General features: G+C 56.9%; 15 protein-coding genes and 1 riboswitch. Of the genes, 12 read left to right on the top strand and 3 right to left on the bottom strand.

Annotated elements, in window-relative coordinates; genetic code table 11:
- Nucleotides 1-91 precede the first annotated feature (91 nt).
- Nucleotides 92-1117: a DUF4114 domain-containing protein gene (locus tag AABO57_15935; protein ID MEK6287231.1), complete on the top strand. Its 1026-nt coding sequence runs from the start codon at nt 92-94 to the stop codon at nt 1115-1117.
- Here the strand turns inward: AABO57_15935 and AABO57_15930 are convergent.
- On the bottom strand, nt 1114-5559 hold the full coding sequence (locus AABO57_15930; protein MEK6287230.1) for a fibronectin type III domain-containing protein: 4446 nt from the start codon (nt 5557-5559) through the stop codon (nt 1114-1116). The two genes, AABO57_15935 and AABO57_15930, sit on opposite strands and share 4 nt — an antisense overlap.
- A 316-nt stretch (nt 5560-5875) precedes the next feature.
- Nucleotides 5876-5945: riboswitch (cyclic di-GMP riboswitch) on the bottom strand.
- Between the two features lie 457 nt (nt 5946-6402).
- Here AABO57_15930 and AABO57_15925 point away from each other — a divergent pair.
- From AABO57_15925 to AABO57_15910, 4 genes are all read left to right on the top strand, one after another.
- Nucleotides 6403-7578 carry a GNAT family N-acetyltransferase gene (locus tag AABO57_15925; protein MEK6287229.1) on the top strand — a complete coding sequence of 392 codons (1176 nt, stop codon included), beginning with the start codon at nt 6403-6405 and terminating at the stop codon, nt 7576-7578.
- A 1-nt stretch (nt 7579) separates the two neighbouring features.
- Nucleotides 7580-8509 (top strand): cupin-like domain-containing protein, encoded by a 930-nt coding sequence (locus tag AABO57_15920; protein ID MEK6287228.1) that lies wholly within the window; start codon nt 7580-7582, stop codon nt 8507-8509.
- Nucleotides 8510-9521: 1012 nt separating this feature from the next.
- Complete coding sequence (locus AABO57_15915; protein ID MEK6287227.1) at nt 9522-9968, top strand: hypothetical protein; 447 nt, start codon at nt 9522-9524, stop codon at nt 9966-9968.
- 161 nt (nt 9969-10129) lie between these two features.
- Complete coding sequence (locus AABO57_15910) at nt 10130-10975, top strand: hypothetical protein (protein MEK6287226.1); 846 nt, start codon at nt 10130-10132, stop codon at nt 10973-10975.
- 243 nt (nt 10976-11218) lie between these two features.
- Here AABO57_15910 and AABO57_15905 read toward each other — a convergent pair whose 3' ends face one another.
- Nucleotides 11219-12307: a GNAT family N-acetyltransferase gene (locus AABO57_15905; GenBank protein MEK6287225.1), complete on the bottom strand. Its 1089-nt coding sequence runs from the start codon at nt 12305-12307 to the stop codon at nt 11219-11221.
- 51 nt (nt 12308-12358) lie between these two features.
- The gene (locus AABO57_15900; protein ID MEK6287224.1) at nt 12359-13579 is read right to left on the bottom strand and encodes a GNAT family N-acetyltransferase; all 1221 of its coding nucleotides are present in this window, start codon (nt 13577-13579) and stop codon (nt 12359-12361) included.
- Between the two features lie 169 nt (nt 13580-13748).
- On the opposite strand from AABO57_15900, the gene AABO57_15895 reads away from it, so the two are divergent.
- The 7 genes from AABO57_15895 (at nt 13749) to AABO57_15865 (ending at nt 23725) form a co-directional block, all read left to right on the top strand.
- Complete coding sequence (locus tag AABO57_15895) at nt 13749-15347, top strand: Wzz/FepE/Etk N-terminal domain-containing protein (protein MEK6287223.1); 1599 nt, start codon at nt 13749-13751, stop codon at nt 15345-15347.
- Nucleotides 15348-15543: 196 nt separating this feature from the next.
- Nucleotides 15544-16419, top strand: coding sequence for a CpsD/CapB family tyrosine-protein kinase (locus tag AABO57_15890; protein ID MEK6287222.1), 876 nt, complete (start codon nt 15544-15546; stop codon nt 16417-16419).
- Between the two features lie 111 nt (nt 16420-16530).
- Nucleotides 16531-17562, top strand: coding sequence for a polysaccharide deacetylase family protein (locus AABO57_15885; GenBank protein MEK6287221.1), 1032 nt, complete (start codon nt 16531-16533; stop codon nt 17560-17562).
- Nucleotides 17553-19103, top strand: a complete 1551-nt coding sequence (locus AABO57_15880) for an oligosaccharide flippase family protein (GenBank protein MEK6287220.1) — start codon at nt 17553-17555, stop codon at nt 19101-19103. Before AABO57_15885 ends, AABO57_15880 begins: the two co-directional genes overlap by 10 nt.
- A 1-nt stretch (nt 19104) precedes the next feature.
- Nucleotides 19105-20535, top strand: coding sequence for an O-antigen ligase family protein (locus tag AABO57_15875; GenBank protein MEK6287219.1), 1431 nt, complete (start codon nt 19105-19107; stop codon nt 20533-20535).
- Between the two features lie 11 nt (nt 20536-20546).
- Complete coding sequence (gene asnB, locus AABO57_15870) at nt 20547-22520, top strand: asparagine synthase (glutamine-hydrolyzing) (GenBank protein ID MEK6287218.1); 1974 nt, start codon at nt 20547-20549, stop codon at nt 22518-22520.
- Nucleotides 22517-23725, top strand: coding sequence for a glycosyltransferase (locus AABO57_15865; GenBank protein MEK6287217.1), 1209 nt, complete (start codon nt 22517-22519; stop codon nt 23723-23725). Before asnB ends, AABO57_15865 begins: the two co-directional genes overlap by 4 nt.
- Nucleotides 23726-23728 lie beyond the last annotated feature (3 nt).

The raw sequence follows: 23728 nt of genomic DNA, 5'->3' as shown, positions 1-23728 counted from the left end.
ACGCGTTCATTGACGGTCCAACGCTTCTGGAAGAACAGGCGCTTTGAGAATTTTCCTGCCGTAGAAAGGGGTCTCTGAGAGGTGCTCCTTAATGCATATGATCACTTCCAATAGCACAAGCTACATTCGACAATTCCTGGTACTTGGCATGGTGTTGTCATTGCTCAGTCTGATGATTTCTGCCCCACAGCCGGCTCGCGCTTTCGGCGCCCTGCCGCAGGCCGCAGAGTGCCAGTCTGGAGTTGGCGGGCGGCTCTTCTCGAACGGCGGCGACGCTGAAGTAGAAATCCTCCCGCAGGACGCTGGGTTCACTCTCGAGCTTAGTCTCATCTCACCCGGTCCCTCGCGTTTCATCGGCACAAACCGCGACAGCGGTTTGATCGTCAAGCTCGGAAGCTTTCCAGCGGGCGCCGAACTGGTCTTCAGCGTTTTCGTGAGGGAGACCCAGAGAACTTTTGTGATGGGCTCCGGCTCGGGAAACGCTGACGGTATCGCCCACGCCGAGGTCACCTGCTTCAGCGTTAAGCGGGCGAACATTGGCTTTGAAGATCAACTGGGCGGTGGCGACAGAGACTACAACGATTTGCTCTGCACGGTTCGCCAGACGCAGAGCTGCAACTACTCGCTCTCTCCCGCAAGCCAGTCGTTTGGTTCTGGCGGCGGCAGCGGCAGTGTCAATGTTGGCGCGGCTAGCAGTTGCAGTTGGAGCGCCGCCAGTAACGTGGGATGGGTGACAATCACGTCGGGCGGGTCCGGCAGCGAGAGTGGAAGAACCAATTACTCGGTCGCAATGAATCAAAACACGGACTCACGGACGGGGACGATTTCAGTTCAAGGACAAACGTTCACGGTGTTTCAAGACGGCGCGGGCTCCCAGCCGCAGATAACCGGCACTTTCCGCAAGAGTGATAAGAAGATGTTCGTATACGGCATCAACTTCGATGGCGGCTCGGTCATTCTACTGAATGGCGAAGAGCAAAAAACCCTCTACGATGTCGAAACCCCCACTACCAAATTGATCGGTAAGAAACTCAGCAGATGGGTCCAGCCGGGCGACACGCTGCAGGTTAGAAACTCTTCGGGCGCCGTTTCTCCAGGGCACACTTATACGCCTTAGACAGGACTCCCCTCGGCGGTGAATTGGATTTTAGCCAGGTGAGAGACCCCGGCGAAGCGAGGTGCGAGTCTTACTCCCAGGTTCCACTCGCGGGTGATATCCACCCACAAATCCTTTGCCGCGACGAACCCTTTCGCCACGTCGCCACTTCTGTCCTTCCTCGAGGTGACGGCCAGGGAACCTGCCGTTGCCGCGCTGATCACTGCGCTGTTGACCGTGCCGCCCAGATCCAGGATCACCGCATCCACCCGGAGCGGGTACGTGGGCGCTTTGCTGCTCGAGTAGAAGACCGTGCCGTTCTTGGAGTACTTCACGACGCCGCCCACGATAGCCATGCGGAAGACATCAGAGCCGGTGTACGTCGTTTCACTCTGATAGACATTGTTCTCACGCACCTCGGCCACACCAAAGTCCGTCAGCTTGATCGCGAAGTCTATCGCCGGATACTGCGTATCCAACACGGTGTGAGTGAGCCCGCAGAACCGGATTTGACCTGTCGATCCGGCTGTGAATTCAAAGTAGCCGTCTCCCGACAGGATCTGTTGTTGTGAAACAGCTCCGGCGTCATCTTCGTCATCAAGGCCCGCAGTCTTCAGCAGAGAGCTCCCCGACACCGTGCAGTTGACCACATTGCTCCACGCAACGCTCTGTGTGAAACCTCCGCTGCCTACTCCGCTTGCCGGCGTCGTGAAGCTGAAGTCGCCAGACACTGCCAGGTTCCCGGCTGCGTCTTTCGAGCGCGCCCGGTAATGGTACAGGGTGTTGGCCGAAAGCCCCGCGACCGTTGCGCTGTGACTTGTTACCATTGCGGTGCTGAGAGACGTCCCGCTGCCATATGAGGCGGTCGTTCCGTACTGCACTTGAGTGTCACTTCCCTCGTTGGTGTTCCAACTGATCACGGCGCTCGACGACGTGAGCGATGACGCGCCCACACCGGAAATGACCGGCGGCGTCGTGTCGCCCGGACCCGAACCCGACCCTTGTGGAACTCTTATGATGAACACGTCTCGTCTGACGGCGCTTCCCCAGTTGCTCGTGAACGCTACGAACCTGCCATCCCGGCTTATGTTGGCTCGGGGCGTGTCCCAGTAGTCCCTATACACTGAGCGGTGGTGAGCCAGTCTCCTCACGTTCTGGCTGCCGTCGGTAGAAGCCTGAAATATCTCCTGACGGAACGGACCGAGCGGACCGGTTCCACTGGTGAAGTTGCTTATCACACACCAGCCTTCGTTGTCCGCAAGCATGGACAAGTGATTCGACTGAGACCAATCGTTTCCGAAGGTGATGACCTTCTGGAACTGACGCGGCGATGCAAGAGTCCTAACCGTGTACTGATTGTTCCAGTTGTCGTGTCCGACCACCATCTGCCTCCCGTTGTCGCTGTGACCAGGCGAATAGTCCGGCGTTGAATCTGTCAGGGCCTGTAAATTCGCGGTGTCGAAATCCACTACCTGAAAATCTACCCCGCCGCCAAACTCCGCTTTCACGACCAGGTAGCGTCCGGTTTTGTCCAACTCTACTTCATCGAAGTTCCCCAGAGTGACGTTGCGCAGTACCCGGTTCTGGTCTCTGCGCCAGACGATGTAGCCGGTCGGATGGTAGTTCGTATCCTTCTTGGTGAAGGCAAACACATTGTCATCCAGACTCCTGCTCATCTGGCCCAGGTTGCCCGGAGGAAGCTCGCTGGCGAAGTCTTTGACCATCGTGTAAGTCCTCGCCGAAACATCAAAAGCCCACAGCTTTAACTCGTGGTATCCATACAACACGTTCGGGTTGGTCCCGCTCCATTCGGCGTCTTCCGTCGACATAAACCCGCCGCCCGGGAGCGGTTGATCAAACAACGGGCCTTTGCTGACGATCTGAAAATTGTTCGGGTCAAACCGATAGAGCTTGGGGTTTCCGTCGCAGGCGATGAAGAACCGCGTGCTGTCGAGGTTGAATGTCGGCCAATACGAATAGTAGCTGTAGTTCGACGTGCCGTCATTCTCGTCCGTTACGCGCATGATCGTAGTGCCGAATGTTGGGTCGATGAACGTGCCGCCGGCTCTTGGCAGAGCAGGCGCTTGAGGCTCCGGATGAACGTTGTGGTCGGTGACCACGCCCGACGAGGGAGGAGGCGGCGGTGGAGCCGCGGATGTCGCAAACGTGAAGTCGCCCGACGCGGCAAGGTTCCCCGAGGCGTCTTTCGACTTCACCCGGTAATGATACGAAGTGTTCGCCGAAAGTCCGGTCAACAGTGCGGTGTGACTGGTTCCCAGCGAAGCGTTTACCGCGGTCGATTTTCCGTATCCGGTCGTCGTCCCGAACTCCACCTGGGTATCGCTCGCTTCATTGGTGCTCCAGGTGATCGTAGCGCTGTTGGTTGTAATGCCCGATGCCGCAACCCCGCTGATTACTGGAGGCGTCGTATCGGCGCCGCTGAGCGTCGTGAACGTGAAATCGCTTGATACGGCAAGGTTCCCCGCTGCATCTTTGGACATCACTCGATAGTGATACAAGGCGCCCGGGTTGAGGCCGCCGAAAGCGACGCTATGGCCGGTCACCATCGCGGGATTCTGAGTCGAGAGCGCGCCGAACCAGTCGTCTGTGCCGTACTCGACCTGGGTATCGCTCGGCTCATCAGTGTTCCATGAGATGGTGGCTCCGCTGGCGGTGACGCTTGAAGCGCTGACTGAGCTGATAACCGGCGCTGTCGTGTCGGCGGTAGTCGTGACGGACACCGTCGCCGAAGCGCCGATGCCGGGATTCGACGAGCAGGCTGCTTTGACGATGTAGGTCCCCGGGGCGGCCGGCGCAGTGTACAAGCCGGTGCCGGTAACCGAGCCGGCGGTCGCTGACCATGTGAGGGTGTCGATGCTGCCAGTTACTATTGCGGTAAACTGCGAAGTGGCGCCTGCGGTTGCGTTCGCCGTGGCCGGACTTATCGACACAACTGTGCCGATAGTTGTGATGAATATCATCGCGTTGTTGACCGCAGCCATCGCGTCGACAAGCGAGGCGTTGACCAGCAATGGATAGACAGGCGAGGCGGTGCTGGTATAAAAGACCGAACCGTTCTTGTAGTAGTTCACCGCGCCCGACTCGACGGCGACTCGGAAGACGTTGCCCGGTTTGTACTTTGTCTTTGCCTTGACGACGCCGTTCTCGACGACGAAGGCCTTCCCGTTGTTCGCCAGCTTGATCGCGAAATCGATATCGCCCGCCGACTGATGAATCGCGTTGCTGTTATTCAGACCGCACCATCTTTCCTTGTCATTTTGCTCGGCAGTAAATTCAACATTCGCGTCGCCCGACATGACTGCCTGTGCGGATGTGGCGCTCGCGTCGTCTGCCTGGTCGATGCCTCCGGTCTTTTGCAGCGAATTGGCGATGGCCGAGCAGTTGACCATACTCGTCCAGTTGATGCTCGAAGCAGTGGCCGCTGCGTGCACCGCCGCGATGAACACATCCGAGCGCGAGCCATCCGTGTGTGAGGAGAAAATCGAAAAGCGCCCATCGCGCGATAAGTCAGCTCGCGACGGATTCACCGGACTGCTTATCGTGGTAAAGACATCGGACGCGGCGTTCTGCTCGAACGCGCCCTCGGGCTCCCGAGAATCGCCGGTCGTCTCGAGCTGCACCGACTCGAGCTGTTGTTGTGTTCGGTAGCGCCACACCCGCCTGATATCGCCGCTGACTATGAGCGCTTCACCGGATCGATCGAGGTGCGCTGTGCTAAAGCTCGGTACTCCGGCTAAAGGGTCAGCGAGGTCAAACAGGTAAGTGCTTTCGGTGCTTCTCTCCCACACGATTACAAAGCGCCACGCGGAACCTGGCTCTCGCAGGGCGAACGAGAAATGGTTGTCGTCCGACCACGACTTACTAAAGTGGCCTGCCTCGCCTTTGAAAAGAATCTCCGGGAAGTCCTTCAACAAAGTGTAGCTTCCCGAGCGTGTGTCGTAGCCGTAAATGCGCGTCGAATCGGTAGAGTCCAGCCCTATGACCGTGTCTGGGTTAGTCGCCGACCATTGACAGCTATCGGATTGGAGCGCGATCGAGCCGAAGAGCGGCCCTTGCTTCTGAATACCGAGATTCGAAGGATCCAACGTGTAGAGCGTTGGCTTGCCGTCGAGATCGACGAAGAAGCGCGATGAGTCCAGATTGAAGCTCGAGCTGTTTACACGCGGCGTGAGCGTCGCCCGCCCGTCGCGCTCGTCCGTCACACGCACTATTCTCGTGTCAGAGTCCGAATCAACAAAGACACTGCCGGCTCCTTTCAGCAACGAGTCTGAAGAGCGTTCGCTCGGAACCGGCGCTGCAGAGATTCGCGCGATCGCGCTTTGCTGAACTAGAAGCGCCGCAACGATCATCCATACGGCAACAAGATTTTGTTTCCTGGCGAAGCTGCTTTTGATGCGTCGCGGCAAGACAAGCCGAGAAAAGTGGTGTGTTCGATTAGCCATCTCATACCCCAAGTGTTCGCCGGTTCGAGAAGGCGTGGACTACTTCATTGGCCGAGCAGTCTCAACAGCCATCCAGTCGCCGTCGCGCTGTCCCACGCGGTTCGGAGTCGAAGCCGTCATTCGTGAGAGGGAACCAGGCAGGGGGCTAGCCAGTAATGGAGTGAGATGGACCGTAAAGGAAGGTTTTCATCTCACTTCGGCAGCCAGTCATCCTTCAGAGATTTTGGATTTTAGATTTCCTGGGAGCGCAGGCATCCTTGCCTGCTTGGCGTTTGCGCGGGAAGAAGCAGGCAGGGATGCCTGCGCTCCCAGGAAATCTAAAATCCAAAATCGCAAAGGCCTTGGCTTTGCGACCCAGGATCACTCCTGGTGTGCCTTTATCGGTGAAACAACCGCGCCATTTCTCGAAACACACAGTGACGCGGATAGGTCGGATCGGTGACAGACTATGAAGCTAGTTACTCGCCCGCTACGGGGTGAGCTGAGTCGTCTGCCGGCTGCTGCCAATCCAACCGCTCAAATAACACCGGGTAAGCATTGACCTGCTGAGCAGCACGAGTGCCGCTCGACTCGTAGAGGCTTATCCGTTCCTGAACGGGTGCAAGCGTTGTTCCAACCCGAACTCGTCACCTGTATTGGTTAGTCTCGGTGTTGCTCTCTGGGGTGTGGAGGTTTGTCGTAACGTGCCGCGCCGATGCCTGGGTATTTTCTCCACGACGCGTGGCGAACACCCATCCTGTCTTAAGCACCCGAGAGGCCCCCCATTTCAGGAAGTGGGGGGCTAATTGACATTTATTTAAGGCATGAAGTGAAGACCGCGCGGGCGGTAGCGCTAGAGTGATGATGCAACCCAAGCCAATTTTTTCTGAAGACACTTCTGCGGCGCTCGCCGGGCGGACATCCGTTGTCGTGGTAGAGGACTTCAACAAGCTGCACGACTACATTCATGCATGGGAGGATCTTGCGGACCACGCCTTGGAGCAAAACCCTTTCTACGAGCCGTGGATGCTGATCCCCGCGCTCAAATCCTTCACAACCGGGTCGAACGTCAGGGTTGTCCTCGTCTTCGCGCTCGATCAAGGCGAGCCCCTACTATGCGGCGTTTTTCCTGTTGAGAAAAAGACGCGCTACAAGAAGCTTCCAGTCGCAGCGCTCAGCTTATGGCGGCATATCTATAGCCCTCTTTGCACGCCGCTAATCAGAACTTCTTTCGCCCGCGAATGCATGGATGCTTTTCTCGATTGGCTCGCCTCCGAGCGCGAATGTACGCTGATGGATTTCAATCTCGTCTCCGGCGAGGGACCTTTCCATGAACTTCTGAGCGAGTGTCTGATCGCGCGTGGGTCCGCGAGCCTGGTGAGTGAGGCTCATGCTCGCGCTCTTCTTCGACCGAAAGAGAACGCCGACCAGTACCTGCGCGCCGCGATGAGCCGCGAGCACAGAAAGGATCTCAGGCGAAAGAGACGACGCCTTTCCGAACAAGGTTATCTCGAATTTAACTCGCTCGAACTCGATGGGAACCTGGATAGCTGGACGAAAGAGTTTCTCGAGTTGGAAGCGGGCGGCTGGAAGGGTCACGACGGCGGGGCTTTCGCTTGCAAAGATGTGAACAGAAGTTATTTTCTGACGATCGTAAAGGCGGCCTTCGAAAGGGGGCGGCTGATGATGCTGGCGCTTCGGCTGGACGGCAAGCCCCTGGCAATGAAATGCAATCTGATTGCAGCGCCCGGATCGTTCGCGTTCAAGATCGCCTTCGACGAGAATTATTCGCAGTACTCGCCGGGAGTGCTGTTAGAGCTTGAGAATATCAGCCGCTTTCACGCCGAACGGCGCGTGGAATGGATGGACTCCTGCGCCGTCCCCGGCCACCCAATGATTGATCGTCTGTGGCCCGATCGCAGGGCCATTGAGAGCGTGTTGGTCCCAACAGGCAGGAGGACCGGGGAGCTTGCGATTTCGGCGTTGCCTCTGATGAGGTCGCTCAATCGGAAGATCAGGGGCATTGCAGCTAGAGGCTAGAATGAAATCAAGAGCGAGTTCAGCAAGCGGTTCGCCAGGCGCCGGCGTTGCGTTGTCGAGTCTATCCGAGCGAAATCTGTTGTCTCTCGATGAGGACGTTTTTCGCGCGCGCTTTGATCGCCGCCCCTTCACTATCTCTCATCACCTGGTCGATCATCCGCTCCTCACACTTCCGAGTCTAATCGAGCTTTCAAAGAGGCTGCCCGAGGGCAACATCAGGTACAACCGCGGAGATGTGCCAGCCGGACAACAGCTTTATACAGCCCCGAAAACAGAGTTATCCATCGAAGAAACGATTCGGCAGATAGAGCAGTGTGGTTCGTGGATGGTGATAAGGTTTGTCGAGCAGGATCCCGCATATCGCGATCTGTTGAATCAATGTTTGGATGAGATTCAACCATTATGCGAGCGAGTCGGTCCGGGTATGTTCAGACGTGAGGGCTTCGTCTTCATAAGCTCGCCGGGAAGCGTAACTCCGTTTCACGCGGACCCCGAACATAACTTCCTCCTTCAGATTCGTGGAACGAAGACTGCGAGCCTCTTTGACGTTGCCGACCGCTCGATAGTCTCGGAAGAAGCCTTGGAGAAGTACCTCTGCGGAGCACCGTTCAATAGTCCTTTCAAAGATGAATATCAGGAAAAGGCCTTCGTGTTCGATCTGCGCCCCGGCGATGGTCTGCACTTCCCTTTGAACTGGCCTCACTGGGTAAAGAACGGCGACGAGGTTTCGATCTCTTTCAGCATTACGTTCAGAACGCTTGAGTCTGAGCGCAGAGAGATCGTTTACAAAGTGAACAACTATCTGCGTAAGCGAGCAATCAATCCAAGGCCCTACGGTCAATCACGTCTAATTGACTCCGCCAAATTCTATGCATTCCGCGCTGCCAGGCGCACGAATAGTCTTGTGAGTCGCAACCCCGAAATAAACTGACTGATACATTACTCTTCCAACTGAATCTCGCCTGTTGCTTTTCATATCGCCCCGAGATATTATGCCGCCCGCCGGTTGTTAACATAACTCACGTTTCTCAGTCATCACTCTGAGAAACGACCGCGATGATATAGAAACGCTCACGTACAACCTATAGGTTGGCGAGGACTCTTTGCGAAATCGCGGAGAATGAGACGTTCTCAGGCTAGTGCCAGCTCGACCCTCGGCGGGACTGCGCCCGCTTGCCGCGGTTGGCTGAAGGTATTTTGCAATGGCCGAATCTGAAAGGAGATTCCAATGAACCTAGACCCCAGTAAGTGGGAATATGACATTCCCGTAGCGTCTCACATAAGGATTGAGATGGAAGTATCTGGACGGGTGCTTCACAAGTATCATGTCGGGGAGATCGCACTAAAATGTATCAAGTGTGGAAACGTCGTTCCCCTGTCGCCTTGCTCCAACTGCGACTCAACAACTTATGAACCGGGAAAATCAACTGATGGAACTGTCGGACTATTCTGTACCCAATGCGAAAAGGGATTCAGTAACTGGACTTGTTCGCAATGTGCAACTGAGAACGCAGTCAACAAGACTGTTGCTAAGCAAAAGGGGATGTGCTTCATCGCAACGGCGGCCTTTGAGAGTGCTGAAGCTCCCGAAGTCTTCTTCTTGAGGAAGTTTAGAGACGATACCCTTCTCAATTCGACGGCAGGGGCGTTTTTCGTTGATGTGTATTATCGGGTATCTCCATCTTTAGCTAGCATCGTTTCCCGATCGAGGATCCTAAAACGCTCTTCGCGTGTGATTCTTCGTTACGTTATCCAACACTTAAGAAGCCGAGTATAAGAAAACGATGACTGCATCGCGCGCACAACGATGACGCGAGCGCGACGACCTTGGTTTCCTAGTAGCACGTGTGCCCTTTCAGCTTGCAGGTGTCGCGCGTGCCGCGTGATCGCTGGTGTTAGGCAATAGATCACGTCACCCAACGATCTGACAAAGGAGGAATCTCATGAACAAGACTGATTTTGTTTCCGCATTGCAGGAATTCGGAGACGGCTGCAACACGACAATCATTCCCGCAGGAACGGATTCGTTTGAGTTGCAGCTTCGCGATGCCCCTTCCAGTAGGAGAATGTTTCTTAAAATGGAGACCGAACCTAACGGCAAGGATGTTGCCGAAGTCCTGTATCGTTGTCTCTGTGGGATAGTGACCGACCCTAATGCATTGCCACACATACTGTCTAAGAATTTTGGTGGTGTTATGGGAACCGAGTTCTTTTTTTCCGGTAGAGAGATGGAAGGTAACTTCTGCTTATTCTTGGAAACCCGAGCTTACTTAGACCCGGCGAGTGAGGATAAAGATGAAGTAACCGGACTCATGGTTAATTTCATGATGAGTCCCCTTTTCACGATGGAGTGGGATTTCCCACAAGGAGTAAGGAACTTTCTCTGGTGACTGTGCCCGTAGGATCGAATCGCAGGAGGCATAAAGATGTATATGCCCGCGACCGTCAGGCATATTTCTGAAGTGCTACCTAAAACAATTACTGATGGGTGAAGGCTGCGGTAGTCGCAATGATGCCAAATCTCACCTTTCAGGTTGATAGGAGGACAACGATGACGACCGACAGTAATGCGGCGAGACAAGCAGCGCTAGAGAGCTTTAACCACGCTATTGAGGCCCTTCAGGGGGGAAATAGAGAGGAAGCAGCAAAACACTACCAAAGAGCGTTCGACTCAATTCTAGAGGAGGAAGCGCAAGACCGAGCATTCAAAGCGTTCGTGGCTTATCAATATGGTGTATGTCTATTGAAGCTGCATGGCATAGACCAGCAGAAGGGTTCGAGAGCTACTTCACCTTCTCATCAAGATGCCACAGCAAACATAAAGCATCTTTGGGAAGAAACTCTGCGACTCTTCAATTCGGTTAATAAAAGTACAATCGATGACATCGATAGGCAGTTCCCCCTGTCCTCTGCGGTTCACAACATAGCAAGCGACCCTCTGATGCAAGATGTGATACTCCCCGAAATGATTGAATTCGCATTTGATCTTGCAAGGCAGGGCCAGAAGGCGGAGGCAGTTGAAATGCTTACAAGCGTGCTTCGTAAGCTGGACGAGGCGAACCCAGATCACAAGGTTATGTTAGCCAAGGTGCATAACCGGCTGGCAACACTCTGTAGCGACACAAGGGATAAGCAAGAGGCTGCGGACCACGCGGAGTGGGTCTTGAAGAACGCGCCGCCCATTGATGAAACCATGCAGATGGTAATGGAATTGATTCTCGAACAGGCTGGGCGGAACGCCCCAACAATATCGCAACCTTCAGCTTCGCCACCGCAATCAAGCGCCACATTCAGTAGCCCGGCGAATGCAAAAGCGGGCGGTGGTTGTTCTTCGCTGCTAAGCGTTCTAATTATCTCAGTGCTCGCGTTGATATTGGCCTTCTTTGTTCTCAGATGACTGCTGAAGGCGAATCTCAGAGAGGTGGGTTTCACTCAAAAGGAGGAAAGAGTATGGGACAATGTAATTCATGTAGTGGAAAGGGATCGAGAAGATGTCCTCGTTGTGAAGGCAAAGGTCGTTTAAGCGAAGGCTGGATGACCACCAAGACTGTGCAATGTAACAATTGCCATGGTTCGGGAATCGTGAAGTGCGGTGTGTGTCATGGAAAGGGTTGGTTATAACTCCGGATTGATTTGGTACTCAAAACTCACTCTCATTACTCGAAGGCGGGCTGACGAACACCCTGTCCATATCCTGATCCGCTTCGGTGAAATGCCAGGACTGCGCTTTTAGCAGCACGTCTCGCTGCGGGTCCTCATCCGCTACCGCCACTTGAAACCCGCGTTCCTCTCGGCCAATGAACCCGTGACGGCGAACCCTGCGCGCGAGAGCGCTGTCCTGGGTCAGGCTTATCTCGATGCTCGAACAACCGGCCGCCGCGGCATTTTCTATTGCAAGCTGCAGGATTGCATCCATCAGCTTCGCATCGGGCGCGCTGAACAGGTCGGCTATTGCGGCGAACTCGCCTGCTCGCTCAATCGCGACAAACCCCTCGAGCCGGCCGTTTTGTCTTACGGCAAGCGGGGTCTGACTACGAGCAGGCGCGGCCAGGTATCGCCACGCCAGGTAGCTACAATCGCGGCGACAGGCAACTGGATGTGCGGTTGACGCTCGCTGAAACATGACGTCGAACTCGGCGCCAAAGTCGCCAAAGTCATTGATCTCTTCGAGCGTGTATCCTCTCGCGTTCGACCTGGTCAGGCGGTCGAGCACCCTAATAGGTATGTTTGCCAGATTCGCTTGCCCTTTCGTCGGCATCCGCGAGAAGGCAGCCCGGTATGCTCCCCGGCTGGTCAGCGGGCGCACCCATCGCTTGTAGTTTGTCACCAGATGCGATCCTGCTTTGACCAGCGCGCCCAGGTTGTTCCGCGTCGGCGGGCCATACATGAAATCGACCCCGCGCTCGCGCATCTGGGCAAAGCTCACCGCGTGCAAGGCTGTGGCAAGCCCTTGCCTTCTGACTCGCGGTTCGATGAAGCAGTCGCCGCCAATTCCACCCACGCGCTCGCGTCCCAGGACCATCACCTTTCGAGGGAATATCGAAGTGCACCCGACAGCCTCGCCGCTCGCACGTTCTATCGCTAGCCACGACAGCGCGCGGCCATGTGGATTATCCGTGTACAGCCAGTCGTAGCGGGCGGCCATATCGCCCGGATATATCTTCCCCATTAGCTGGATTACTTGCTCCCGGTCGTTGTGGCTCGCCGGGCTTATTTCAAACTCTTGCATCGAAGTTCTATGCCGCGTGAATGGGATTCGGGAGAGGTTTGTCTGTGCATTTCATTTGTAGTGCCGTTGAGTAATCAGCCGGTGACCGGCAATTCGTAGAGGCTCAGGGATTGTAGCACGCAGCAGAGACTTACCGATCAGCTTCGCCCTCTCGATGCTCTTATGCGCTTTCCAGCGAGTGCCGGCGCGAACCGAAGTCAGGCAGACACTCTCGTTGTAGTCCTTTGTCCAGGCTTCTTTGTATTGGGCGTTCCCGCCCATCAGGTCATATTCATGCACGCTGTCGTCTTCCAGATACGCTCCGATGCACAGACCATTCATCACACTACCAAGCCCGTCGTTGGCATAAGCTGGATCAAATCCCGCCTGAAACGCATGGGCGACGTGGTTGTCCAAGAAATCGAGCCGAACGGCGGCGATCGCTCCATCCACTTCAAGAGTCGTGAGTCCGAGCCGCCGCTCGCTAAGGCTTATGCGCATCGCTTCCTTCAAAAACTCTTCGACGCCGGGCAAGGCAAAGGTCCCCGGCTCGCCCTTGGATTGCCAGCGCGCTTGATGTAGCCGCACAAGCGCGTCCATTGCAGGCCCGAGCTCGTCGGCCGTTTCGACTAGCCTCAGGCTGCAATCATGCAAGCTCAATAGTCTACGGGTGCGGCGAAGGACGTTGTGACGCGCCGAGTTTCTCAAGCCGCGCACAAACGTTTCCCAGTCGACGGTGGTGTCGATGTAATAGGAGCGATTGCAGACCTCGATCTTAGTATCCTCGCCCAGTCCGGCCACCAGATGAACGAGTATGGCCGAAGACGCTGGAATTTCTTTCAGACAGAGGCGGTCCCAGTCGTTGCTGCGTTCAAGGCATTCAACGATAGCCTCAGCGACTTGCCGCTCAAAGCCATGCCGCGCCACGACGTCCAGGTACTCGCTCGTTTGCGCATAAACGCCGGTGCCCAGAAACAACAGCTCCCTCAGATGGGGGATGCCGGCGGTCCGTCTTTGCCGCAAGTAAAAGGGGGCGAGACCGAACAACGCGCCCTGTTCATCTCGGCAGGTAATTATGAAGAGCTGGCTGTCAGGCGGCCTCAACAGGCGCCACCAGAGCCGGTTCCACGCAGATCGCAGAAAGAAGACGCGCTGATCGCTTTGTTCGAGCAACCAGTCCCACTCTGGGGCGAGAAGTTCGAAGTCCAGCTCATCGGTCAACACCGAAGCTCTCAAGCCGGTGTATGTGGTTACGCACGGGCCATCGATCATTGCAGCATCAAGCCTTTCCATACTGTACGTAAATTGCTTTAAGCCCAAGATTTCCACATCGATGGGCGCTCGATAATGCGCTGTCAGCCCTATGGAAAATCCCTGCAATTACGAATTTACCAATCGTGAGACGATCAGAGTGCGCTTGTCTAAATTGCGCTCGATCAACCAGGCACTTGATGAGGTAAATATGGGAAGCTTCAGACCTAGAGGTTTTGCGGAATGCCTACAGATACTCTGGCGGCGAAAATCGTTAATCGCGTTTATAGCAGGGATAGTGTTGACGGCGGCTGCGGCTGTCGTGATAGGCATACCCAAGGTCTACGAGTCACGCGCGCTTACAGTTGTTTCCGGCGCGATATATGACCGTCAGGCGGCAAACGGGGCTCAGGTAGCAGCGGTGACCGAACAGATAACCAGCCGCTCGAACCTCGAGACCCTGATACAGCGCTACAACCTTTACGCCCCGGTTACGAAGATGGACGCCACCGTCCAGCAATTTCAAAAAGAGATCAAGCTCGAAACGAAATTCCGCAGTGATGCGCAAGGGTTCCCCGAGTCGTTCACCATCTCCTATCGTCACCCCGATGCCGTCACCGCCCAACAGGTGGTCACTGACCTGGTTGCGCTCTTCGATCAAGCCAATAAGACGCTCGAGCAGCAAGCCGCTGAAGAAGCGCAGAGAATCAGAACCGAGATCGACGGCATCGAGGCAAAGCTCGGCCACGCCGGCACGCAGCGCATCGCAAACGCCTATCGAAGCACCGCCGCGAGCCGCGCCGCGGGTGCGTTTGAGCGTCAGCGCACCGAACGCAACGCGATAGCGTCAACGCTTGAAACACTCAAGGATCGTCAGTTCGCGCTCGACGCGCAGATCACCGGCCAGAAACGTCTGGTCAATCAGCAGCAGGAAATCGTGAGGACCTCTCCTCCTCCCGCTGACGACACGCGAGCGTCAAGCTCGTATGGCGCGCTTCTCAGACGCAAAGCGGAACTAGAAGGCCAGATTCAAGATTACTCTTCCAAGTTCACGGACAAATACCCTAGACTGGTGCAGGCTCGCGAGCAGCTTGCCGAAATCAATCAGCGGATAGCTCAGGCCAGCGCAGTTGGTGAGCAGGCCCGGGCGACCTCGGCTTCGCCTGCAGCGCTCGAGCTTCGTAACCTGCAGCGTGAATTGTCGCGGATGGAGACGGAGCTCGAGGTAGTCAGACGCGAGATCGATCGCAAACAGCGCGCGGCCTCCAGCCTTCCCTCGAGTTCCATTGCCCCTTCGTACACCCCCGCCCCGGCAGTGTCAATGGCGGACCCTGGCCTGAGTGGCGTATCAGGCGACTTTGGAGCCGAAGGTTTGCGCGAACGCTATACCGCTCTGCTGAGGAGGGAGGATGCGCTTCGCCAATTTCAGCCCTCGACCGCGGGGCCAGCCACACCGTTCTTCCAGATGGTGGACCAGCCCAACCTTCCGCAATCGCCTGCCGGACCGATCAGGTCCAGACTCATGATGGTGGCGGCGCTGCTCGCCCTGGTGATTGGCGTGATCGGAGCGGCGATAGTAGAAGCACGAAAGCTGTCGATGATCTACGACGAGCGCGACGTGAACTATTTTCTGGGAGTGCCGGTTGTCGCGTTGATTCCGGAAACGTTGACCGTTTCCGAGCGTGGACGCAGCGCCCGTCAACTCTTCGCGCGCCGGCTCGCGTACCTGGTGCTGGGCGCTGCGGCAGTTCCAATCCTGGCGTTGCTGCTCGACGCCACGAAGATATTTCAGATTCTGGGAAGCAAGTAGGAGTCGTCTGATGTTCAGAGTTCAAGCTTCAGCTTGCCTGATCTCGAACGAGGAAACTAAGCAACCTAAAGGTTGAACTCTGAACTTCCACCTGGATGCTTAGAGTTCAAGCTTCAGCTTGCCTGATCTCGAACGAGGAAACTGAGCAACCTAAAGGTTGAACTCTGAACTTCCACCTGGTTGAAAGGTGAGGTCGATGGGAAAAGTACACGAAGCGCTAAGTAGGGCACAGAACGCAAGCGACGAGCTCGATCTATTTGACGAAGTGGAGGAGGGGCAAGACGGCCAGTCCGAGCCCGCTCCCGAAAAGTTTCACTTCATGCGCTATTCGTTGGGCGCGACCGCCACGATAGTCGCAAAGGACCAGGCCAAGCGTGGCCCTGCGAACGCCGCGCTTGCGCCGCGAGAGCCGGCGCGGCCGGTGCGCGAGGTCACCCTTATCCCCGAGCGCGTCGATCCACACCTCGTTGCGTTCTTTAACTACGATCCGCGCGCCACGCAGGAATACAACAGGCTCGCCCTGTCTTTGATTTCCAAAGCAGCCGAACGCGGACTCAAGCGGGTGCTTGTAGCATCGGCGCAAGAGGGCGAAGGCCGTACGTGCGTCACCCTGAATCTGGCTTGCGCGCTCGCTCGCGCCCGGCAGCGAGTCCTGGTTGTAGATTGTGATTTGCTCAATCCGTCCGTTGTGCGCCTGCTCGGGCTCAACCCGGAGATTGGCCTCTACGAAGCGTTCGACCGCGCAATGCCCCCAGGCGCGGCGGCGATCACGATTCGTCCTTACGGCTTCAATGTGTTGCCAACAATTCGACCGGTCGACAATCCGGCGGAGCTGTTGGCCGCGCCGGGCTTTTGGAAGATGCTCCAGTCATTCGACGCCGATCACGACTTTATACTCTTCGACTCATCGCCGCTTGCTACTGGAGGGGATTCGAGCCTGCTGGTGCGTTTCACTGACTCAACGCTGATGGTTGTCCGCGCGGGTCAAACCAGTTCCGCGCAGATGGCAAAGGCATTGGCGCCTTTCGCTCAAGATGACATTCTCGGCGTCGTGATCAATCGTGCCGATTAGTAAGGAGCTGACAGCCTTCGCAAGCACGTTTGATCGCCGCGTTTGTCAAAGCGAGTTTCTGGGCAGGGAAAGCCGAGAGAGACCGCACTCGTGAACGGGTACAGATATTCGATGAAGGACGCACTAGTAAGTCTGATGCACAGCGCGGGTGTGTTCGCGCCATTCCGCAGGGCCAATCGCGGCAAGGCGCTGATACTGATGTACCATCGCTTCAGCGAGGCTGAGGATGGCGTATCGACTTCCGTTCGCTGCTTCACCGAGCAACTGGACTACCTGGCCGATCACTATCGGATAGTTCCGCTGTCCGTGTTGGCCGGCTACGTTACGAGCGGCGTCCCTGTACCGCCCGGCCTCGCCGTCATCACGATAGACGACGGTTACCGGGACAGCTTCGACATCGCCTACCCAATTCTTCGCGAGCGCAAGATACCCGCGACCGCCTTCGTGGTTACGGACTTCGTTGATCAGGCAACGTGGCTGTGGACCGACAAGGTTCGATACCTCACGTCGAGGGCGGCAAGCTCGCTGCTCGAAGCCAACATCGACCAGCAGTCGCTGCGAATCGAGCTCGAAGGCCGAATCTCACGGCGTAAGGGCGCCCAGCGAGTCAACGCCGAGCTGAAGCGAATTGCCGATGAAGCGAAAGACGACGCGATTCGACGGATCGCCGCATCGCTCGACGTGCCGCTTCCGGACGCGCCCCCCGCTGAGTTTCTTCCGCTCACCTGGGAGCAGGTGCGCGAGATGGATTCAAACGGAATCGAGATTGGATCGCATACCGTCACTCATCCGATACTGACCAAAATAAGCAGGGACCGGCTCCGCTACGAACTGTGCGAGTCACGCTCCCGGCTCGAGTCGGCGCTTGGTCACAAGGTAGAACTGCTGGGCTATCCCAACGGCGATCACGACGCCACGGTGCAACAGGAAGCGGTGCGTGCAGGCTACAAGTGCGCAGTCACGGCAGACTACGGCTTGAACAACGGGCGCAGCAATCCGCTCGCGCTAAAGCGCATTCACACCGAGCACGACCTCGCGCACTTCGTTAAGAACACATGCGGGTTTGAACAGTTCAGACACATGGTGACGCACCTCGGTGGAGGAGCGCTGGCCGTGGAGCAATCGAGAAATCTATGGCTGTAAACGAATCAACAGCCGGGCGAAACGGGTTGACTAAGCGGGCGGCGTTGTTGGCGGCCGCGAGGGTCTTCGCGTTCGCAATGACGATCCCGCTGCCGCTAGTGCTGGTGCGCACGTTGAATCAGTCGGAGTTCGGTCTGTACAAGCAAGTCTTCCAGATCATGCTGACCGTGCTCGCGCTCGCCGGCCTCGGGGTCAATATGAGCGTCCTGTATTTCTTGCCGCGCAACCCGGATAAGAAGCCGCAAATCGCTTTCAACGTGTTGGCCTTCTACGCGGTGATCGGCTCGGTGGTAGCTCTCTTTTTCGCAGTGTATCCCGGTTGGGTCACGGTCATCTTCAAGGGCGACGGTCTGGTCCCCCACGTTCCCTTGCTTGGAGTGGCGATACTGCTGTGGTTGCTTTCGACCGTGCTCGAGGTAGTCGCGGTTGCCGACAACGACATTCGCTCGGCTAGCTTGTTCATCATCGTCATACAGCTCGCCAAAAGCGGGCTGATGATGGGAGCCGCGCTGTTGTTTGGAAGCGTTCACGCGGTCGTTGTAGCTGCGGTAGTACAGGGAGCGCTTCAGTGTTTGATCATGGTTTGGTATCTGCACAAGCGCTTCGGGCGGTTCTGGGGCACGTTTGATTGGCCCCTGTTCAAGGCTCAACTGGCCAACGCGCTTCCATTCGGGATCGGCGGACTCGCCTACGGCATGCAGGCCGATCTGCACAACTATTTCGTTTCGCATTATTTTGATCCCGACCAGTTTGCGATCTACGCGGTTGGGTGCTTCCAGTTGCCGTTGCTCGGCATGCTGCTGGATTCGGTCATCAGCGTGCTGTTGCCCGAGGTCGCCCGGCGCGAAGCAAACGCCGACTACCAGGGCATCATCGAGCTGTGGGCCTCCGCCGTTCGCAAGCTTGCTCTCTTCTTTGTTCCAGTGTACGTGCTCCTGTTTGTTGTGAGGCAGGAGTTCATTACCACATTGTTTACCAAGAACTATGTAGCCGCCGCGCCTATCTTCGCGATCAACCTATTGAACATTCTCTTATACATCTGTGTGCCGACCTCGATCCTTCGCTCTTTCGACAACCTGAAGTACTTCCGTCTGAAACTCTCATTGGCCATGATCCCGGTCGGCGCCGCGGCCCTATACGTCGGCATACACGCAGCAGGGCTGGTAGGAGCTATCACGGCGGTGGTCATAGTTCAGACACTGGATCTCGCGATACTGTTATTGGCAATCGCGCGAAGACTGAGCATGTCACCGGCGGACGTGCGGCGGTTTGCGCCAGTCTTGAGAACGGTAGGGGCGGCAGCAGTCGCCGGCGTGGCCGCGTTCGCGGTCAGGCTCGCGTTCGCCGGCTGGCATCCTTTCATAACTCTCGTGGTTTGCTCATCAATATTCATAGCCGTGTGGCTGCTTGCGGCCTTCGCCGCAGGGGCGGTGACCCCATCAGAGAAGGCCGAGATGCGAGGCGCATTGCAGAAGCTCTACCAGTCAGGATCGCGGCGGCTGGGCTTTTCACCACGACTGAGATTTCGGAGCAACGAGTAGCATGATCGCTGGCAGTAACAAAATGAAATCCGGTGCGCTGTTTCATCAACACGCCGAGAGTGTGCTTCTGAAAGCACGCCCGGCCGCCGACGCCGCCGCCGCCGCTGATGATAAACCCGCGGTCAGAGCCGTCTCGCATCCATTGGCCTTCGCCGGTTTGTTCCTGTTTACGCTTCTGTTATACGTGCGGCCCAACGAGCTGTTCCCTGAGGTGTTCGGCACGTTTGCCTTCACGAAGATCGTCGCCATTCTCACGCTGGTTGTTTACATCGGCGGAAAGCTAAGCGCAGGCGAACGCCTGACGATCTGGCCGATCGAGATGTCGATGCTCGGCTTGATCGTGCTCATCGGAATTGTTCTGACGCCGGTGGCGGCGTCGCCGGACGCCAGTATCGAAATGCTTTCCGACACATTCTTCAAGGTGGTGGTGATCTTTGTGCTGATGATCAACCTGGTCGACTCGAGAGAGCGGTTGCGTTTGATCTTGAAGCTGGTGGTGATCTGCGGCGCGGGAATCGCGGCCGGAACCATCGTGAAATTCGCGCAGGGCAAGTTCACCTCGACGATCCAAGGTATAGGCGTCAGGGTGGAAGGAACCGTTGGCGGCATCTTCGGGAATCCCAATGATCTTGCAATGTCGTTGGACCTTCTTCTGCCGCTGGCAATCGTGCTCGCGCTGACCAGCAAGCCCGCCGGTCGAGTGTTCTATCTGGGATGCAGCTTGCTGCTGGTGATGGGAGTAGTGGTCAGTTTTTCGCGCGGCGGCTTTTTGGGGCTGGCAGCGGCCGGAGGCGTCCTGCTGTGGAAGCTTGGCCGCCATAACAAATTCACAACTGCAATCGCCGTGCTAGCCGCGTGTGGCGTCCTCGCGCTGTCGATGCCGGTCGGCTATACGGACAGGTTGTTCACGATCCTCCACTCGGACAAGGACACGACTGGCTCAGCGCAGGAACGCCAGGGAGAGTTGATGCGTGTATTGTATGTCGCGTCGCGTCATACAATCATCGGCATCGGCCTGGCCAATTATCCTGTCTATTCCAACCACGCCATCAGGGCGCACAACTCTTTCCTTGAACTTTCTGCCGAGCTGGGCGTGGCCGGACTCATTGCATATTTGATTTTGATTTTCGCGCCGCTAAAACGGTTGAAACAAATCGAACGCGAAACATCCCGAGCAACTAACTTCCGAAGGCGGGAGCTTCACTTCTTAAGCGCCGGGGTGCAGGCGTCAATCATTGGGTTCTTGGTTTGTGCGGTCTTTTCATCCGCTCAATATCAGTGGTTTCTGTATTACCCGGTAGCGTACGCGGTGTCGCTCAAGAGGCTCCACAGTTTTGAAGGGGCCGATGACGACAACGAGGCTTACCACCAGACAGAAGAGCCGGTCACGACACCGGGACTGCTGTGGAAGCGGCCGGGGGTGAACAGCTAGGACTGAGTCTTATGTGTGGTATCGCAGGAATGTTCGGACCTGAAGGCACGATGAGCCCCGACCAGCGGCGCGGGGTCATCCAACAGATGTGCCATGTGATCGAGCATCGCGGCCCGGACGACGAAGGCTTTCTGGTTGACGGCGGGATGGCGATGGGAATGCGCCGGCTGTCGATCATAGATCTGTTCACCGGCCGCCAGCCAATCTCGAACGAAGACGGCTCGATATGGATCGTATTCAACGGCGAGATCTACAACTTCAAGGAGCTTCGCGAAGATCTTATTCGCCGCGGACACACGTTTCGAACCAACACAGATACTGAAGCGATCGTTCACCTCTACGAAGACGAAGGCGAACGCTGCGTCGAGCGGCTTCGCGGGATGTTCGCGTTCGCCATCTGGGATAATCGTGAGCGCAAGCTTTTCATAGCCCGCGATCGGGTCGGCGTTAAGCCGCTGCACTACTGCCTGGCTGGCGAAACCCTGGTCTTCGCCTCCGAAATCAAATCGATTCTTCAACACCCCGATGTGACTCGCGAGGTGAATCTGGAAGCGATCTCGGACTTCCTGACGTTCGGCTATGTGCCGGACCCGGCGAGCGCGTTCCGCGGCATATTCAAGCTCCTGCCCGGCCACACGCTGACTTTCAAGGACGGGCGCTTGAGCACGCGATGCTATTGGGATTTTCAGTACCCTCAGAACGGCGAGTTTGGACCGGTTCGCGAAGAGAGCTACTACACCGAGCGGATCCGCGAGTTGATCGCCGAGTCCGTCAGATTGCGGCTGATAAGCGATGTTCCGCTTGGCGCATTCCTATCGGGCGGCATCGATTCGAGCACCGTTGTCGCGATGATGGCACGCGAGATGGACAGACCGGTGAAGACGTTTTCAATCGGCTTCACCGAATCCAGCTTCGACGAGCTTCATTACGCGCGGATGACGGCTCGTCATTTCAACACCGAGCATCACGAGTTCATCGTCACCCCCGACGTGTGCAACATCGTCGAGGAAATCATCTGGCACCACGACGAACCGTTCGCCGACGTTTCGAGCATACCGACCTACATCGTGTCGAAGATGGCTCGCGAGCATGTAACCGTGGTCCTGTCGGGTGACGGCGGCGATGAGCTGTTCGGCGGCTACGATCGCTATCTGGTAGACCGCAATCGCGAAAGGTTCGAGCGCATCCCGGGCTTCCTGCGGCGGAATTTCATGCTGAGGGCAAGCCGCGCGATTCCGCGAGCAACCTACGGCAAGAATTTCCTGCGCAACGTCTCGCTCGATTCGGACGCGCGTTACGTCGACAGCGTCTCTTACTTCGACGAAGACGCGAAGCGAAATCTGCTTTCGCTCGACGTGCGGCGGTGGCTTGCGGGGCGCGACTCCGCTGACGCATTCAAGCGGCTGCTCGCCGTGCCCAATTCCTCGGAGCGGCTCGACCATTTGCTGTATCTCGACAGCAAGACCTACCTTCCGGGCGACATACTGACCAAGGTCGATCGAATGAGCATGGCTCACTCTATCGAGGCGCGTGAGCCGTTGCTCGATCACAAGCTGATCGAGTTCGTTCAAACCATACCCGCGTCGCTAAAGCTGCGCGGGTCCGTGGGCAAGCACATCTTGAAGGAGGCCGTTCGTGGTCTGATTCCCGATGAAATCATCAACCGCCAGAAACAGGGTTTCGGCGTCCCAATCAAGAGGTGGTTCAACAACGAGCTTCGCGAGCTGCTCTACGACACGCTGACCGATCGCCGGACTCTGCAGCGCGGCTACTTCAATCAAAAGGCGGTCGAGGAAATCCTGGATGAACATCGCCGGGGCCGCCGCGACAACTCGACGCACCTATGGGGGCTACTGACTCTGGAGCTCTGGCACCGCGCTTTCATCGATCGCTGCCCCGATCCCAACTTTGAAGGCGCAAAACGAATTGGGCTTGCTTCCCTGGCCGTAAACAGCGAGACCGTGAGTGAGGGGGCCGGGCGATGAGCGTGGCAATAACCGAAACAGCAGCCGCTCAACGCGACCTGCGATCGAGCGTGTCCGTCCGCCGGCGGCCGCGCGTGCTTCACCTGATTACCAGCTTCGAGATCGGTGGCACCGAGCGGCAGGCCGTCGAGCTTCTCAAGCGACTCGACTCTGAGCGCTACGATGTGCGTCTCGCCGCGCTGCGAAATGAAGGACCGTTCTACGAAGAAATAGCGGCGCGGTTCCCCGAGGTGCGCGAATTCCCGCTCACCAGCTTCTACAACCGAAACGCGGTGAAGCAGCTCTGGCGGCTGCGCAAATTAATGAAGAGCGCGCAGGTAGACATTCTGCACGCGCATGACTTCTATGGCGGATTGATTGGGGCGTCCGCAGCGCGGCTCGCGGGCGTGAGGGTCGTTGCCTGCCAAAGGCACTTGAAACTCTCGGATCGCAGAAGTCACCGCTGGGGTCAGCGCATCATTCACCTGCTCGCTCATCGGATACTGGTCAACTCCGAAGCGATACGCGATTACATCATCTCGAACGACGGCGCGCCCGCCGGCAAGATCGTTGTCATCAAGAACGGAATAAGCTCGCTATCATCAAGCGAATCGGCCGCGGCTTCGCCTTTCGCGCGCCGCGAAACTCATGACGCGCTGTGCCGCGAGCTTGGGCTTGATAGGAATGCGAAGCTTGTCGGAATGATCGCAAGGCTTCAGCCGGTCAAAGGCCATCGCTACTTCATCGAAGCCGCGGCAAGCGTGCTCACGAAAGAGCCCTCGGCTCACTTCATTTTAGCCGGCGACGGCCCGCTCCGCGGCGAAATTGAGAATCACATTGCGCAGCTTGGCATCAGGGAGCACGTGCACCTGCTCGGCGATCGAAGCGACGTGTCGCGGCTCACGGCTTCGTTCGATCTGATGGCCCTTGCATCTTTGCACGAAGGGCTGCCCAACGCCGTCATGGAAGCGATGGCCGCGGGCGTGCCGGTTGTAGCGACAGCCGTCGGCGGAACGAAAGAGTTGATCGTCGATGGCCAGACCGGCTATCTGGTTCCGCCTGCCAATGCAGGCGCGCTTGCCGAACGAATCACTTTCGCGCTGGCGAATGAAGAGACGAGCCGGCGCCTTGCCGCGCGTGGTTTTGAGTTTGTGAGGGACAGGTTCAGCATCGAGAGAATGGTCGAAGCTGTCGAGAATCTCTATGAAGAATTGACGGAGGACTAGCGC

The organism is Acidobacteriota bacterium, from assembly GCA_038040445.1.
GTDB classification, from domain to species: Bacteria; Acidobacteriota; Blastocatellia; order UBA7656; family UBA7656; genus Onstottus_A; species Onstottus_A frigus.
Note: the sequence above shows the minus strand (reverse complement) of the source record. Positions and strands in the feature narration are given on the sequence as shown.